At 57.8% G+C, this 14,864-nt stretch carries 15 protein-coding genes and 5 tRNA genes; 3 read left to right on the top strand and 17 right to left on the bottom strand.

Annotation, left to right across the window (positions count from 1 at the left end; genetic code table 11):
* Nucleotides 1-60 precede the first annotated feature (60 nt).
* From ACR809_RS05590 to mltB, 17 genes are all read right to left on the bottom strand, one after another.
* Nucleotides 61-489 (bottom strand): YqaA family protein, encoded by a 429-nt coding sequence (locus tag ACR809_RS05590; protein WP_002914355.1) that lies wholly within the window; start codon nucleotides 487-489, stop codon nucleotides 61-63.
* Nucleotides 486-1,052: a fructose-1-phosphate/6-phosphogluconate phosphatase gene (yqaB, locus tag ACR809_RS05585; protein WP_122051097.1), complete on the bottom strand. Its 567-nt coding sequence runs from the start codon at nucleotides 1,050-1,052 to the stop codon at nucleotides 486-488. The genes ACR809_RS05590 and yqaB overlap by 4 nt, the downstream gene beginning before the upstream one ends.
* Nucleotides 1,053-1,177: 125 nt before the next feature.
* Entirely contained in the window at nucleotides 1,178-1,492 is a 315-nt protein-coding gene (locus ACR809_RS05580) for a BON domain-containing protein (RefSeq protein ID WP_002914359.1), read from the bottom strand.
* A 355-nt stretch (nucleotides 1,493-1,847) separates the two neighbouring features.
* A tRNA-Arg gene (locus ACR809_RS05575) sits at nucleotides 1,848-1,924 on the bottom strand.
* A 228-nt stretch (nucleotides 1,925-2,152) separates the two neighbouring features.
* Nucleotides 2,153-2,229, bottom strand: a tRNA-Arg gene (locus tag ACR809_RS05570).
* A gap of 61 nt (nucleotides 2,230-2,290) precedes the next feature.
* Nucleotides 2,291-2,367, bottom strand: a tRNA-Arg gene (locus tag ACR809_RS05565).
* Between the two features lie 150 nt (nucleotides 2,368-2,517).
* Nucleotides 2,518-2,594 (bottom strand) — tRNA-Arg (locus ACR809_RS05560).
* 4 nt (nucleotides 2,595-2,598) lie between these two features.
* A tRNA-Ser gene (locus ACR809_RS05555) sits at nucleotides 2,599-2,691 on the bottom strand.
* 322 nt (nucleotides 2,692-3,013) lie between these two features.
* Nucleotides 3,014-3,199, bottom strand: a complete 186-nt coding sequence (gene csrA / locus ACR809_RS05550) for a carbon storage regulator CsrA (RefSeq protein WP_000906486.1) — start codon at nucleotides 3,197-3,199, stop codon at nucleotides 3,014-3,016.
* A 363-nt stretch (nucleotides 3,200-3,562) separates the two neighbouring features.
* Nucleotides 3,563-6,190 (bottom strand): alanine--tRNA ligase, encoded by a 2,628-nt coding sequence (gene alaS, locus ACR809_RS05545; RefSeq protein WP_122051095.1) that lies wholly within the window; start codon nucleotides 6,188-6,190, stop codon nucleotides 3,563-3,565.
* A gap of 250 nt (nucleotides 6,191-6,440) precedes the next feature.
* On the bottom strand, nucleotides 6,441-6,941 hold the full coding sequence (gene recX, locus ACR809_RS05540; protein ID WP_002914767.1) for a recombination regulator RecX: 501 nt from the start codon (nucleotides 6,939-6,941) through the stop codon (nucleotides 6,441-6,443).
* A gap of 67 nt (nucleotides 6,942-7,008) precedes the next feature.
* Nucleotides 7,009-8,067, bottom strand: a complete 1,059-nt coding sequence (gene recA / locus ACR809_RS05535; RefSeq protein WP_002914769.1) for a recombinase RecA — start codon at nucleotides 8,065-8,067, stop codon at nucleotides 7,009-7,011.
* 90 nt (nucleotides 8,068-8,157) lie between these two features.
* The gene (pncC, locus tag ACR809_RS05530; protein WP_002914771.1) at nucleotides 8,158-8,655 is read right to left on the bottom strand and encodes a nicotinamide-nucleotide amidase; all 498 of its coding nucleotides are present in this window, start codon (nucleotides 8,653-8,655) and stop codon (nucleotides 8,158-8,160) included.
* 139 nt (nucleotides 8,656-8,794) lie between these two features.
* Entirely contained in the window at nucleotides 8,795-9,673 is an 879-nt protein-coding gene (locus tag ACR809_RS05525; protein WP_102098269.1) for a metal ABC transporter substrate-binding protein, read from the bottom strand.
* 7 nt (nucleotides 9,674-9,680) lie between these two features.
* The gene (locus ACR809_RS05520) at nucleotides 9,681-10,544 is read right to left on the bottom strand and encodes a metal ABC transporter permease (RefSeq protein WP_004149458.1); all 864 of its coding nucleotides are present in this window, start codon (nucleotides 10,542-10,544) and stop codon (nucleotides 9,681-9,683) included.
* Nucleotides 10,541-11,251, bottom strand: coding sequence for a metal ABC transporter ATP-binding protein (locus tag ACR809_RS05515; protein ID WP_004217109.1), 711 nt, complete (start codon nucleotides 11,249-11,251; stop codon nucleotides 10,541-10,543). Before ACR809_RS05515 ends, ACR809_RS05520 begins: the two co-directional genes overlap by 4 nt.
* A 338-nt stretch (nucleotides 11,252-11,589) precedes the next feature.
* Nucleotides 11,590-12,669 (bottom strand): lytic murein transglycosylase B, encoded by a 1,080-nt coding sequence (mltB, locus tag ACR809_RS05510; RefSeq protein ID WP_004174694.1) that lies wholly within the window; start codon nucleotides 12,667-12,669, stop codon nucleotides 11,590-11,592.
* A 276-nt stretch (nucleotides 12,670-12,945) separates the two neighbouring features.
* Here mltB and srlA point away from each other — a divergent pair, with 276 nt between their 5' ends.
* Genes srlA through srlB form a run of 3 tightly spaced genes read left to right on the top strand, consistent with a single transcriptional unit; the run spans nucleotide 12,946 to nucleotide 14,862 of the window.
* Nucleotides 12,946-13,509 carry a PTS glucitol/sorbitol transporter subunit IIC gene (srlA, locus tag ACR809_RS05505; protein ID WP_002914812.1) on the top strand — a complete coding sequence of 188 codons (564 nt, stop codon included), beginning with the start codon at nucleotides 12,946-12,948 and terminating at the stop codon, nucleotides 13,507-13,509.
* Entirely contained in the window at nucleotides 13,506-14,486 is a 981-nt protein-coding gene (gene srlE / locus ACR809_RS05500; RefSeq protein WP_048264790.1) for a PTS glucitol/sorbitol transporter subunit IIB, read from the top strand. The genes srlA and srlE overlap by 4 nt, the downstream gene beginning before the upstream one ends.
* Nucleotides 14,487-14,499: 13 nt before the next feature.
* Nucleotides 14,500-14,862, top strand: coding sequence for a PTS glucitol/sorbitol transporter subunit IIA (gene srlB / locus ACR809_RS05495; RefSeq protein WP_004174693.1), 363 nt, complete (start codon nucleotides 14,500-14,502; stop codon nucleotides 14,860-14,862).
* The last annotated feature ends 2 nt before the right edge of the window (nucleotides 14,863-14,864 follow it).

Genomic DNA, 14,864 nt, shown 5'->3' with positions numbered 1-14,864 from the left:
CTCCCGCCTGTCGAAATCGTTTGAATAAGCATAATTGTAATGGATGAACTGTCAGTCCAATTAGTGCCACCACGTCATGCCCTGAAGCGTCGCTGCCGCAATAGCGATATAGCGCAGCGCCTTACCAAGGCATAAGAAAAAGAGTACCGGTCCCCAGGAAATGCGCATCCATCCCGCCAGCAAACACAGTAAATCGCCGACAACCGGCGCCCAGCTCAGTAAGAGCGTGACCGCGCCGTAGCGCTTAAGCCAGCCGGCCGCCCGCTCCTGCCAGCGCGAGGTTTTGCGCAGCGGAAACAAGCGCCCCAGAATAACGTTAGTTACCCCTCCAAGGCTATTGCCGATTGTTGCTATTAATACTAACCACCACGGATGACTGACCCCCGCAAGTAGCATAGCCACCAGCACAACCTCCGAATTGCCGGGGAGCAGCGTGGCGCTTAAAAAGCTACTGGCAAACAGCGAGGTGAGTGACAGCGCGTCGCTCACAGCAAACGCACGTCAACTGCGTCCATTCCCGCGCGCTTCGCCGCCTGCAGACCAAAGTCGGCATCTTCGAAGACGACGCATTTTTCCGGCGCGACGCCCATGCGCTCGGCGCACAGCAGGAAGGTATCGGGCGCGGGTTTATGGTTGACCACATGATCGGCCGCCACCACCGCGGAGAAGTAATGACGCAGCCACAGGTGCGCCAGCAGCGCTTCGGCGACGGCGCTCTCGCTGCCGGTTCCCACCGACATCGGGCGACGGCCGTGCCATGCCTTAACCACCTCAATCAGCGGCAACGGGCGTACGCTGTCCAGCAGCATCGCTTTGACGGCCTGGGTTTTTTCCTGCGCCAGGCGATGTGGATCGAGATCGGCCTGGTTGAGTTCGATAATCGCCTGGGCGATTCGCCAGGTTGGTGAGCCATTGAGCGCGACCATCGCCTGTTCGTCGAAACGCATACCGTAGCGGCCCAACACCTCGTTCCATGCCTGCCGATGGGTCGGCTCGGTATCGAGAATGGTGCCATCCATATCAAAGATCAGTCCTGCGTAACCTTCGTACATTGTCTTCTCACCAACCGGTTTGGGAATGATTACTGTAACGCAAAAGCCCGCCGTTGTCGCGGCCAGCGGCGCAGACGACAAAGGCGCCCTCAGGCGCCCCCAAACATTAGGCCGGATAACCAGCCTTATTTAATACGCAGATCGTTCTCGACCATTCGCACGCCCTGCACTCGGCGTGTGACTTCTACGGCTCGTTTAGCGCTCTCCGCGGAGGAGACAAATCCGCTCAGCTGGACGCGGCCTTTAAAGGTCTGGACGCTAATTTCTGAGGACTTAATGTCTTTATCGTTAAAGAGCGCCGTTTTCACCTTGGTGGTCACCACGGTATCGTCAATATAGCCGCCCGTACTCTCCTTTGTAGCCGATCCCGCACAGCCAGCGAGGGCCGTCGTTACCAGCAGCGTCGCGCAAAAAGCAGGTATTGCTTTGAACCATTTCATGGATTTCTCTCCTTGCATTTATCTCAGCCTGATAACGCTGATATACAAGGATAAATTATAGTGGAAAGCGCGTCTTGCCAATAAAAAAGTCAGGATGAAGCCAGTGATGGAAAACGAGGTAATCGGGATGGTGAGAGAAGAGTGAAGATTATGCATTCAGAACGGGTGCTGCGATAATTTCGCAGCCTACGCAACAACATCGTCGTTGTTACTGAGGAGAATATGGTGCATCCGGGAGGATGACTCGGCTACGCCTCGCCCTTTGGGCCGTTGCTTACGCAACGTTATCCCCCCTGGTGCTGGCGATGATTTCGCAGACCATAAAACAACATCGTCGCTGTTACTAAGGAGAATATGGTGCATCCGGGAGGATTCGAACCTCCGACCGCTCGGTTCGTAGCCGAGTACTCTATCCAGCTGAGCTACGGATGCATCGGGAAAGCTATTTTACTGCGGGGTTACTCTCCTGGCACTTACGATGGTTTCGCAAACCAGATAACAACAATGTTGCTGTTACTAAGGAGAATATGGTGCATCCGGGAGGATTACTCGGCTGCGCCTCGCCCTACGGGCCGTTGCTTACGCAACGTTATCCTCCCTGGTGCTGGCGATAATTTCGCAGACCATAAAACAACATCGTCGCTGTTATCAAGGAGAATATGGTGCATCCGGGAGGATTCGAACCTCCGACCGCTCGGTTCGTAGCCGAGTACTCTATCCAGCTGAGCTACGGATGCATCGGGATTAATGCTGTAATTCTGATATCAAATTTCGCGATTTGCCATTCTTATTAAAGAATGGTGCATCCGGGAGGATTCGAACCTCCGACCGCTCGGTTCGTAGCCGAGTACTCTATCCAGCTGAGCTACGGATGCATCGGGAAACTTGCTTTACTACGCGTCAGTGTCACAACTAACACATGCCACACTGAGTATGATGGCCTAATCGGTAGAGTGACTCGATTATGCCTCGCACTGCGGGCCGCTGCTTTCACAGCGCTCTTCTCTCTTAATTCAGAAAGAAGATGGTGCATCCGGGAGGATTCGAACCTCCGACCGCTCGGTTCGTAGCCGAGTACTCTATCCAGCTGAGCTACGGATGCAAAATGGCGGTGAGGCGGGGATTCGAACCCCGGATGCAGCTTTTGACCGCATACTCCCTTAGCAGGGGAGCGCCTTCAGCCTCTCGGCCACCTCACCACACACGCCTCTTTCGAGTGCTTCGAAGAACTTGTTTCTGCTCTTCGTCGCTGCGATGGCGCACATATTACTTTCTGGTACTTATAAGTCAAACACTTTTTCGAGACCTTTTTTCGTTTGCACACTTCGCACGCAATTCGCGTGCAAAAACGGCAAAAAGGGCAATTTATCAACAGGAAATCAGCCCTGACGCTGGCATAACGCCAAACGACCAAAGCGGCAAAGGGTAATGAAAAGCGGTATGGCGCAGGGGGAAAAAACAGAAAAAGGGAAAAAGCGGCGGTAAGTGATGCGCCTCACTGCACAGCGAGGCGCGGAAACCTTAGTAACTGGACTGCTGGGATTTTTCAGCCTGAATACGCTGGTAGATCTCTTCACGGTGAACAGACACTTCTTTAGGGGCGTTTACGCCAATACGAACCTGGTTACCCTTCACCCCTAAAACTGTCACAGTGACCTCATCTCCAATCATGAGGGTCTCACCAACTCGACGAGTCAGAATCAGCATTCTTTGCTCCTTGAAAGATTAAAAGAGTCGGGTCTCTCGTATCCCGGCATTATCCATCATATAACGCCAAAAAGTAAGCGATGACAAATACCTTAGGGTATAAGCAGTCATGGCATCACATTCTGTTAAACCTAAGTTTAGCCGATATACACAATTTCAACCCGACTTTATCGTTATCAGTGTTTCTGACGCAAGGTGCCATAAGCCTCTGGTTATGGCACCTATACCCCTCATACTTAAAGTTGCATGTGTGTTGGCTTTCCTCGCTCACCCCAGTCACTTACTTGAGTAAGCTCCTGGGGATTCGCTGCGTCGCCGCCTTCCTGCAACTCGAATTATTTAGGGTAAATGCGTTTATAGTTATTACAGTTTTGCGCTGACCCAGCCTTTCACACTGGCTAACGCTGCAGGGAGAGCAGACGCATCGGTACCACCGGCCTGCGCCATATCCGGACGACCGCCCCCTTTACCGCCCACCTGCTGGGCGACCATACCAACCAGCTCCCCTGCTTTCACGCGGTCTGTCACATCCTTAGACACACCTGCAATCAGAGAAACCTTACCATCCGCTACCGTAGCTAATACAACGATCGTCGAACCGAGCTGGTTCTTCAGATCGTCAACCATGGTACGCAGCATTTTCGGCTCAACGCCGGTCAGTTCGCTGACCAGCAGCTTAACGCCGTTAATCTCTTCCGCTTTGCTGGAGAGGTTTGCGCTCTCCTGCGCCGCAGCCTGCTCTTTCAGCTGCTGCAGCTCTTTTTCCAGCTGACGGGTACGCTCCAGCGCGGCGCGAACCTTCTCGCCGAGATTGTGGCTGTCACCCTTCAGCAGCTGAGCGATATCATTGAGCTGATCGTTCTGCGCATGCAGGATGGCCATCGCGCCTTCGCCAGTCACCGCTTCGATACGGCGCACGCCAGCAGCGGTGCCAGACTCTGACGTGATGCGGAACAGGCCGATATCGCCGGTACGCGCCGCGTGAGTCCCGCCGCACAGCTCCGTGGAGAAGTCGCCCATCCGCAGAACGCGCACGCGATCGTCGTATTTCTCGCCAAACAGCGCCATGGCGCCGGATGCGCGCGCGGCATCGATATCCATAATGTTGGTTTCGATAGCCAGGTTACGACGGATCTGCGCGTTGACCAGGTCTTCCACCGCACGAATTTCTTCCGGCTTCATCGCTTCAAAATGCGAGAAGTCAAAGCGCAGCGCTTTATCATTGACCAGCGAACCTTTCTGCGCCACATGGGTGCCGAGCACCTGGCGCAGCGCCGCGTGCATCAGGTGCGTCGCGGAGTGGTTGAGACGGATACGCTGACGGCGAGCCTCATCTACGTCGGCCTGCACCGCGTCACCTACTTTTAGTGAGCCGCTGGCGACTTTACCGATATGACCAATAGCCTGGCCGTACTTCTGCGTGTCGCTGACTGCGAAGGAGAAGCCCGCGCCTTTTAATTCGCCTTTATCGCCCACCTGGCCGCCGGACTCCGCATAGAACGGGGTCTGATCAAGGATCACCACCGCTTCCTGGCCAGCGCTAACGCTATCCACCGCTTTGCCGTCGATAAACAGGGCGGTAACCTTGCCGTTCAGCTCCAGATGATCGTAGCCTTTAAATTCAGAGGCGCCGTCAACGCGGATCATCGCATTATAGTCGGCGCCGAAACCACTGGACTCGCGCGCGCGGCGGCGCTGCTCTTCCATTGCGGCTTCAAAACCAGCTTCATCAACCTTGATGTTGCGCTCGCGGCACACATCGGCGGTCAGGTCGACCGGGAAGCCGTAGGTGTCGTACAGACGGAAGGCGGTTTCGCCGTCCAGGGTGTCGCCTTTCAGCTTCGACAGCTCCTCATCCAGCAGCGCCAGGCCGCGCTCGAGGGTGCGGGCAAACTGCTCTTCTTCGGTTTTCAGCACCTGCTCAACCTGAGCCTGCTGCTGCTTCAGCTCGTCGCCGGCGGAGCCCATCACATCGATCAGCGGGGCAACCAGTTTCCAGAAGAAGGTGTCCTTCGCGCCCAGCATGTTGCCGTGACGGATCGCGCGGCGAATGATACGACGCAGCACGTAGCCGCGGTTTTCATTCGACGGGATCACGCCGTCGGCAACCAGGAAGGCGCAGGAGCGAATGTGGTCGGCGATAACGCGCAGCGACTTGTTCGTCAGATCGGTCGCGCCGGTGACTTTCGCCACGCTGGCGATCAGATCGCGGAACAGGTCGATGTCATAGTTGGAGTTAACGTGCTGCAGCACCGCGGCAATACGCTCCAGACCCATACCGGTGTCGACGGACGGCTTCGGCAGCGGCTCCATGGTACCGTCAGCCTGACGGTTGAACTGCATGAAGACGATGTTCCAAATCTCAATGTAACGGTCGCCATCTTCTTCCGGGCTTCCCGGAGGGCCGCCCCAGATATGATCGCCGTGGTCAAAGAAGATTTCGGTGCACGGGCCGCACGGACCGGTGTCGCCCATCTGCCAGAAGTTGTCAGAAGCAAACGGCGCGCCTTTGTTGTCGCCGATGCGGATAATACGCTCGCGCGGAACGCCTACTTCATTGGCCCAGATGTCGAAAGCTTCGTCATCGGTCTCGTAAACGGTAACCCACAGTTTTTCTTTCGGCAGCGCGAACCAGTTCTCACCGGTCAGCAGTTCCCACGCGTATTTGATGGCATCCTGCTTGAAGTAATCGCCAAAGCTGAAGTTGCCCAGCATTTCAAAGAAGGTGTGGTGACGCGCGGTGTAACCGACGTTTTCCAGATCGTTGTGTTTACCACCCGCACGCACGCAACGCTGTGCGGTGGTCGCACGCGAATAATTACGTTTGTCGAGACCAAGGAAGACATCCTTGAACTGGTTCATCCCTGCATTGGTAAACAGCAGGGTCGGATCGTTGTGCGGCACCAGGGAGCTGCTGGCAACTACCTGATGTCCCTTGCTATGGAAAAAGTCGAGAAACGCCTGACGGATCTCAGCGGTGCTCTTGCTCATAATTATCCTGAAATCAAGCTACACGTCATCCTTCAAGTCGCCTCTGTCCTGGCTGCGCTTGCTCTTCCGGCACCGAACTGACGTGCGTTGCGAAAGAGAGTCTCTCTTGCCGCCCTGATGCAGCTTGAATGATTTTGTGTAAAGGAATAATCGCCCAGGCCGCTGCCTGCACAGTCACAACCAGCGGCCCGACGGAATAAAGTGGGAATAAGATAAGTTTTCTTTACGGCGAAGTAAAATCCCGGATGGGTCAATCTGCAAAATTTCGCCAGATTTCCTGGATATCTTCCATCAGGTAGCCGCGGTAAAGCAGGAATCGCTGAACTTTCACTTTTTCAGTAAAGGCGGAAGGTAACGGTTCGCCGTATTTACGCTGTGCCTGCTCCCTGGCAAGGCTCACCCAGTCGATATCGCATTCGCGCATCGCCTGGTCAACGACCTGGCGCGCAATGCCTTTCTGGCTGAGCTCCTGGCGAATGCGCGCCGGACCATAGCCTTTGCGGCTCCGGCTGGCGATGAACTGGCCGACGAAGCGGTTGTCGTCAAGGTAGCGGTTTTCGATACACCAGGCGACAACCTGCTCCAGCTCGTCGGGGGTGGCGTCCAGCGCCTCAGGACCGTTTTTGCTCATCACCGGAGCGACCAGCTTGCGTCGCAGCTCCTGCTCGCTGTGGTCGCGCATCGCCAGAATGCGGATAGCACGGTCCAGCAGGCGGGCGTAGCCGGAGCGGCGTGATGAAGGTTCAGTCACAGGCACCTCGATAATCTCACAAAGCAAAAGGGCTGCCTAAGCAGCCCTGTCAGTCTTGCAGACGATATCAGAAATCCTGTTCGGTTTCTTCTGCGTCGTTGCCGTCAACAACGAAGTCTGGCTTCGCATCCTGATTGTTGAGCAGCAGTTCGCGCACTTTCTTCTCAATCTCTTTCGCCGCCGCCGGGTTCTCTTTCAGCCAGGTGATCGCGTTCGCTTTACCCTGACCGATTTTGTCGCCGTTGTAGCTATACCAGGCACCCGCTTTCTCAATCAGCTTCTCTTTCACGCCGAGGTCTACCAGCTCGCCGTAGAAGTTGATGCCTTCGCCGTAGAGGATCTGGAATTCGGCCTGTTTAAACGGCGCGGCGATCTTGTTTTTCACCACTTTGACGCGGGTTTCGCTGCCGACGACATTGTCGCCCTCTTTCACCGCGCCGATGCGGCGAATGTCCAGACGCACAGAGGCGTAGAACTTCAGCGCGTTACCACCGGTAGTGGTTTCCGGGTTACCGAACATCACGCCAATTTTCATACGGATCTGGTTGATAAAGATCAGCAGCGTGTTGGACTGCTTCAGGTTACCCGCCAGCTTACGCATCGCCTGGCTCATCATACGCGCCGCAAGGCCCATGTGAGAGTCGCCGATTTCGCCTTCGATTTCCGCTTTCGGCGTCAACGCCGCGACGGAGTCGACGACGATAACATCAACCGCACCAGAGCGCGCCAGCGCGTCACAGATCTCCAGCGCCTGCTCGCCGGTGTCCGGCTGAGAACACAGCAGGTTGTCGATATCGACGCCCAGTTTGCGTGCATAGACCGGATCCAGCGCATGTTCAGCATCGATGAACGCACAGGTTTTACCTTCACGCTGCGCTGCGGCGATAACCTGCAGCGTCAGGGTGGTTTTACCGGAGGATTCCGGACCGTAGATCTCGACGATACGGCCCATTGGCAGACCGCCGGCGCCCAGCGCGATATCCAGAGAAAGCGAGCCGGTGGAGATGGTTTCCACATCCATGGTGCGGTCTTCACCCAGGCGCATGATGGAGCCTTTACCGAATTGCTTTTCGATCTGGCCCAGTGCAGCCGCCAACGCTTTCTGTTTGTTTTCGTCGATCGCCATTGTTACTCCTAATCATGCAGGGTAAAGCGTGTTCGCTTCGCCGTTAATATTTGTTCAGTTGAGGCAATTATACTGTATAGTCATACAGTATCAAGTGTTTTGTAGAAATTGTTGCCAGAGCAGATTTAGCGCATAGGCCGTCGCCTGACGACGCACCGCTTCGCGGTCTCCGGCAAAACATTCCCGCCGCGTCACCCCTTGCCCGCTCACGCTGGCGACGCCGAACCATACCGTGCCGACCGGCTTTTCGACGCTGCCGCCATCCGGCCCGGCGACGCCGCTAACGGAGATGGCATAATCCGCACGCGCCGCGCGCAGCGCGCCAATCGCCATCTCCACCACCACCGGTTCGCTTACCGCGCCGTTGTCGCGCAGCGTCGCTTCGCTGACGCCGATCATTTGCGATTTAGCTTCGTTGCTGTAGGTGACAAAGCCACGTTCAAACCACGCCGAGCTGCCGGCAATATCGGTGATCGCTTTCGCAATCCAGCCGCCGGTACAGGATTCCGCCGTGGTCACCGTCGCCCCACGCGCCTTCAGCGCCCGGCCAATCTTCTCGCTTAGCTGCATTAATTCTGAATCGGTCATTATCGCCCCGCTTTGCTCTGGATAAAGAGGCCATCAAAGATAGCACTTTCGACAGAGATATGGGGATGAAGTGGCGATTTTACGAGGGGGGATCCAGAAATGGGTCGTCCTGTGATAACCAGGACGACCAGACAACCTGTTACTTCATGCTGTTAGCGATAAGCTCAACGTTGTGACGCATCATTTTGACGTAACTATCGGCGACGCCGCCCGGCTTAGATAGCGCTTCCGGATAGAGTTCGCCCCCCGGCTGCGCGCCGGTGGCGCTGGCAATCTGCTTCACCAGCCGCGGGTCAAGCTGGTTCTCCATAAACCAGGTATGGACGCCATCCGCTTTGATTTGCTTAATCAGCGCCGCCACCTGCGCCGCGCTGGTCTCGCTCTCTGAAGAGAGCCCCTGTGGCGCGAGGAAGGTCACGTGATAAGCCCGGCCAAAATAGCCGAAAGCGTCATGGCTGGTCAGGACCTTGCGCTTGGCCAGCGGAATGGCGCTGAACTGCGCTTTCGCCCAGCCGTCGAGAGACGTCAGCTGGTCGATATAGCGCTTGCCGCTGCTCGTCAACGCCGCTTTATCTTCCGGGTCGGCTTTCACCAGACCTTCGAGGATATTCTGCGCATACAATGCGCCGTTCGCTGCGCTGTTCCAGGCGTGGGGATCGGTCACCGTTTTACCCTCTTCATCAAGGGTATGGGTCTTGACGCCTTTCGATGCCACCACCAGCTCGCCCTTAAAACCAGAGGCCTTAATCAGGCGATCCAGCCACCCTTCCAGCCCCAGGCCGTTAACCACCACCACGTCGGCCTTGCTGAGCAGCGCGCTATCCTTCGGAGACGGTTCGAAGGTGTGCGGATCGCCGTCCGGGCCGACCAGGGTATCCACATGGACATGCTCCCCGCCGACCTGCTGCGCTATATCACCCAACACCGAAAAACTGCTTACCACATTCAGCGTTTTCGCCATGGCCCCCTGCGCCATCAGGCCGAGGGCCAGCGCGACCACTATTGCACTACGTTTCATCATTTCCTTACCCCATCAATGTGCGCCAACCGACCAGCAGCCGGCTGCGCGTGCCAAAAAATAGCGAAACAAAAAACAGTGCGCTGGCGGTCAGCACAATAGCGGGCCCGGCGGGAAGACTAATCGCCCAGGAGAGGCTTAATCCCAGCCAGGCGCAGAGCGCGCCCATTCCCGCCGCCAGCAGCAGAATGCCCGGCAGCGTGCGCGCCCAGCAGCGCGCGGCGACCGCCGGGAGCATCATTACCCCTACCGCCATCAGCGTGCCGAGCACCTGAAACCCGGCCACCAGATTAAGCACCAGCAGCGCCAGAAAAAGCCCATGCAGCAGCGCAGGCAGCCGCCGGTGATTCACCTGCAGCCAGGCGCTGTCGAACGCCTCGCTGACCAGACCGCGGTAGCACAGCGCAATGCACAATAGCGTCAGGCTGGCGACGCCGCTGACAAACAGCGCCGCATCGCGGTCGACCGCCAGAATGGAGCCAAACAGCAGATGCAGGAGGTCCACGCTGGAGCCGCGCAGCGACACCAGGGTGACGCCCAGGGCCAGCGAGCCCAGATAAAATCCGGCAAAACTGGCGTCCTCTTTTAACGGTGTCCGCCGGCTCACCCACCCGGCCACCAAGGCAACCACGATACCGGCGATGAAGCCGCCGAGGGTCATGGCCAGCAGCGACATGCCGCTCAGCAGATACCCCACCGCCACGCCGGGGAGAATGGCGTGCGACAGCGCATCGCCCATCAGGCTCATGCGCCGCAGCAGCAGGAAGACGCCCAGCATGGTGGTGCTCAGCGACAGCGCCAGACACACCACGAGGGCCCGACGCATAAAGCCGAATTCAATGAAAGGCTGAAAGAAGGTGTGCCAGATCATGCCGACCTCACATGACTGAAGGCCGGGAGCACCGCCCGGGTAGCGCCCCAGCAGGCGCGCTGGGGAGTCAGCAGCAGCGTCTCGGGGAAAAAGTCGGCCACCCGCTGGTTATCATGCAGCACCGCCAGGATGGTCTGTCCCTGCCGGTGCATCTCGAGGATCAAATCCATTAGTTCGCGACTGGTCGCTTCGTCGATACCGGTGAAGGGCTCGTCGAGCATCACCAGCGGCGCCTGCTGCACCATCACCCGGGCAAATAGCATGCGCTGAAACTGGCCGCCGGAGAGCGCTTCGATCGGCGTTTTCGCCAGGCCCGCCAGCCCGACCCGCTCCAGCACCGCGCCGATGCGTCGCCGGGTGCCGCCCCCCAGACCGCGCAGCAGCGACACGCCGGGCCATGCGCCCTGGCTTACCACATCCTGCACGTTGAGAGGAAACTGCGACTCGAGGGCATGGCGCTGCGCCAGCCAGCCGATCACCGGCCGTGTTCCCTGCCAGCGCAGGCGGCCACTGACCGGCGGAAGAAACCCGGCGAGGGTTTTCAGCAGCGTTGATTTTCCGCAGCCATTGAGGCCAACAATTGCCGTCAGGCTGCCGGGGCATATCATCCCGCTCAGCGGAGGGGTGATCGCTACCCCGTCATAGCCGGCAACCAGCTGCTCCAGTTCAATCATGGCAGCGTCACCGCCCACCAGGTTGCTAACCATAGCGCCGCCAGCAGCACGCCTGCGATAGCCGCGCGCGCCGCGCCGGATGCCATAAAAATCGATGTGAACATATCCCCGCCTCAATTTAATGTTATAACATAACAATAACGAAGCGAAGAAAGAATGTAAATCAGCGTCAGTCAGCGGAAATGTAACAAAGGTCAACAAGAGGCATGGAGACGGGAAAAAACGGGGGGATAAGCGCGGCCTCCCCGGCGTCATCCCCCGGTCGCGCTGCGCTTACCGGGGCTAGCAACCGGATACCGGACCGTAGCCCGGATAAGGCGCTACGCGCCGCTATCCGGGGAGGCTGGGAAATTGTCAGCCGGATGAAAGGATTAATAACCGCCGCGGGCCTGCGCAACCGCCAGACCCAGCTGCCAGACGGCCATCGCGTAGTGGGTGCTGTGGTTGTAGCGGGTGATGGTGTAGAAGTTCGGCAGCCCGTACCAGTACTCATAGCCGGTGCCGACGTCCAGCCGCAGCAGGCTGGCCTGCTGATGGTTACCCAGCGGCTGGGTCGGGGTCAGCCCTGCGGCCGCCAGCTGCGAAACGCTGTATTTAGTCTTGAAACCATTCTCCAGCCCCGGGGCCTGCCCCAGCGCCTGCACCGCCACCAGATCGCCGCTCACCCAGCCATGCTGTTTGAAGTAGTTGGCCACGCTGCCGATAGCATCCACCGGGTCCCACAGGTTGATATGTCCGTCACCGTTAAAATCGACCGCATACTGCTTATAGGAGGACGGCATAAACTGACCGTAGCCCATCGCCCCGGCGAAAGAGCCTTTCAGATCCAGCGGGTCGTCGCTTTCGCTGCGCGCCATTAGCAGGAAAGTTTCCAGCTCCGACGAGAAGTATTCGGCGCGGCGCGGGTAGCTAAACGACAGCGTCGCCAGCGCGTCGAGGATCCGGGTTTTGCCCATCACCCGGCCCCAGCGAGTCTCCACGCCGATAATGCCGACGATGATTTCCGGCGGCACGCCGTAAACCTGATAAGCGCGGTTGAGCGCGTCCTGATACTGATTCCAGAACACCACGCCGTTCTGCACATTATCCGGGGTAATGAACTGTTTCTTGTAGCGCAGCCAGGCGCCGGTCGGCCCGGTTGGCGGCAGGCCGGTCGGCGCCTGACGATCCATCAGCCGCAGGACGTAATCCAGGCGCTTTGCCTGCGACAGGATCTCCTGCAGCTGCTGCCTGTCGAAGCCGTGCTTCGCCACCATCTTATCGATAAACTGCGCCGCCGCCGGGTTGTTGGCGAAGTCGCCGCCCATCTGCATCACGTTATGCTGCGGTTCCAGCAAAAAGCCGCCGGTTCCACTCGCCATCTCCGTTTCCGCGGGGGTCTTGGGTTTGCTGCTGCAGGCAGCGAGGAGCACACAAAGGGGAAGTAAAGCCAGATAGCGACGCTTCAACATGGGAATTCCGTTTAACAAATTCAGCAAGGGATAATTATGGTAAAGCATGCGACGACCAACAAGAAAGCGACAATCTGTTTGTAGACAAAATAGTCCTTCAACGGCTCCTCCCCTGCGTGCTTTTATGCCCTGCAACATTTCATCTCGCCCGCATTATCTTTCAAAATAAAATATTTATCTTTCATTTTGCGATCCATTTAACACTTTTAAACCTTTCAAAATGATTAAAATCAGCCTGCGATTAGCAAGAAAAATAACATGCTGAAGGAGAGAACAATGATTGACGTCGTGACCCACGGCGCGGAGTGGTTTATCGGCCTGTTTCAGAAAGGCGGCGAGGTATTTACCGGCATGGTGACCGGGATCCTCCCCTTGCTGATCAGCCTGCTGGTGATCATGAACGCGCTGATCAACTTTATCGGCCAGCAGCGGATCGAGAAGCTGGCGCAGCGCTGCGCAGGAAACCCAATCTCCCGCTACCTGCTGCTACCCTGCATCGGCACCTTCGTGTTTTGTAACCCAATGACGTTAAGCCTCGGTCGGTTTATGCCAGAGAAGTACAAGCCCAGCTATTACGCGGCGGCGTCGTATAGCTGCCACTCAATGAACGGGCTGTTTCCACATATCAACCCCGGCGAGCTGTTCGTCTATCTCGGCATCGCCAACGGCCTCACTACCCTCGGCCTGCCGCTCGGTCCGCTGGCGGTGAGCTACCTGCTGGTTGGCCTGGTGACTAACTTCTTCCGCGGCTGGGTCACCGACCTGACCACCTCGATTTTCGAGAGAAAAATGGCGATTCAGCTTTCCCAGAAAGTGCATCTGTCAGGAGCGACATCATGACCCGTATTCGTATAGAGAAAGGCACCGGCGGCTGGGGCGGCCCGCTTGAGCTCGACGCCGTCGAAGGCAAAAAGATCGTCTATATCACCGCCGGCACCCGCCCGGCGATCGTTGACCGCATCGCCAGCCTGACCGGCTGGCAGCCGGTGGACGGGTTTAAAGAGGGGGAACCAGCGGAAAGCGACATCGGCGTGGCGATTATCGACTGCGGGGGCACCCTGCGCTGCGGGCTCTATCCTAAGCGCCGCATCCCGACGGTGAATATCCATGCCACCGGCAAATCAGGGCCGCTGGCCCAGTACATCACGGAAGATATTTATGTCTCCGGCGTCAAAGAGGACAACATCCAGTGCATCGCTCCCGACAGCGCAGGGGTTTCCGAGCCGCCGGAGGAAAACAAGAGCGCGGGTCGCGATTACGACACCAGCAAGAAGATTACTGAACAGAGCGATGGCCTGCTGGCGAAGGTCGGGATGGGCATGGGTTCGGTGGTGGCGGTGCTGTTCCAGGCCGGGCGCGACACCATTGATACGGTGCTGAAAACCATTCTGCCGTTTATGGCTTTCGTCTCGGCGCTGATCGGCATCATCATGGCCTCCGGCATCGGCGACTGGATCGCCCACGGCCTGGCGCCGCTCGCCAGCCATCCGCTGGGGCTGGTAACCCTGGCGCTGATTTGCTCTTTCCCGCTGCTGTCGCCGTTTCTCGGCCCCGGCGCGGTGATAGCTCAGGTGATCGGCGTGCTGATCGGCGTTCAAATCGGCCTCGGCAACATTCCGCCGCACCTCGCCCTGCCCGCCCTATTCGCCATTAACGCCCAGGCCGCCTGCGATTTTATTCCGGTAGGCCTGTCGCTAGCCGAAGCCCGCCAGGATACCGTGCGCGTCGGCGTGCCGTCGGTGCTGGTCAGCCGCTTTCTGACCGGCGCACCAACGGTGCTGATCGCGTGGTTCGTTTCCGGATTTATTTACCAGTAAGAGGTTCCTGCAGATGACTGTGATTTACCAGACCACCATTACGCACATCGGCGCCTGCGCGACGATGGCGCTGGAAGAGCAAATGCTGATCACCTTCCGCGAGGGCGCCCCGGCGGATATCGAAGAGTACTGCTTTATTCACAACCACGGCGAGCTTGCTGGCACGCTGCAGCCGGGGGCAGAGCTGCAGCTTGGCGAACAGCGCTACCCGGTGACCGCCGTCGGCGAGGTCGCTGAACAAAACCTGCGCGAGCTGGGCCACATCACCCTGCGCTTTGACGGCCATCGTGAAGCGGAGTTCCCAGGTACCGTCCATGTGGCGGGCCCGGTGCCGGACGCCATCGCGCCCGGCTGCGTACTGAAGTTTGTTGCTTAAAA

It is taken from the genome of Klebsiella sp. CD33 (assembly GCF_051992865.1).
Lineage (GTDB): Bacteria > Pseudomonadota > Gammaproteobacteria > Enterobacterales > Enterobacteriaceae > Klebsiella > Klebsiella pneumoniae.
The sequence above is the reverse complement of the archived record's forward strand: the minus strand, read 5'-3'. Positions and strand labels throughout refer to the sequence as shown.

Bases quoted from the DNA above. Each gene is read 5' to 3' on its own strand.
- mltB (WP_004174694.1), bottom strand. From the start codon at position 12,669: ATGTTGAAGCGTCGCTATCTGGCTTTACTTCCCCTTTGTGTGCTCCTC.
- ACR809_RS05525 (WP_102098269.1), bottom strand. From the start codon at position 9,673: ATGAAACGTAGTGCAATAGTGGTCGCGCTGGCCCTCGGCCTGATGGCG.
- ACR809_RS05520 (WP_004149458.1), bottom strand. From the start codon at position 10,544: ATGATCTGGCACACCTTCTTTCAGCCTTTCATTGAATTCGGCTTTATG.
- alaS (WP_122051095.1), bottom strand. From the start codon at position 6,190: ATGAGCAAGAGCACCGCTGAGATCCGTCAGGCGTTTCTCGACTTTTTC.
- srlE (WP_048264790.1), top strand. From the start codon at position 13,506: ATGACCCGTATTCGTATAGAGAAAGGCACCGGCGGCTGGGGCGGCCCG.
- ACR809_RS05515 (WP_004217109.1), bottom strand. From the start codon at position 11,251: ATGGTTAGCAACCTGGTGGGCGGTGACGCTGCCATGATTGAACTGGAG.
- recA (WP_002914769.1), bottom strand. From the start codon at position 8,067: ATGGCGATCGACGAAAACAAACAGAAAGCGTTGGCGGCTGCACTGGGC.
- ACR809_RS05580 (WP_002914359.1), bottom strand. From the start codon at position 1,492: ATGAAATGGTTCAAAGCAATACCTGCTTTTTGCGCGACGCTGCTGGTA.
- csrA (WP_000906486.1), bottom strand. From the start codon at position 3,199: ATGCTGATTCTGACTCGTCGAGTTGGTGAGACCCTCATGATTGGAGAT.
- srlA (WP_002914812.1), top strand. From the start codon at position 12,946: ATGATTGACGTCGTGACCCACGGCGCGGAGTGGTTTATCGGCCTGTTT.
- srlB (WP_004174693.1), top strand. From the start codon at position 14,500: ATGACTGTGATTTACCAGACCACCATTACGCACATCGGCGCCTGCGCG.
- yqaB (WP_122051097.1), bottom strand. From the start codon at position 1,052: ATGTACGAAGGTTACGCAGGACTGATCTTTGATATGGATGGCACCATT.
- pncC (WP_002914771.1), bottom strand. From the start codon at position 8,655: ATGACCGATTCAGAATTAATGCAGCTAAGCGAGAAGATTGGCCGGGCG.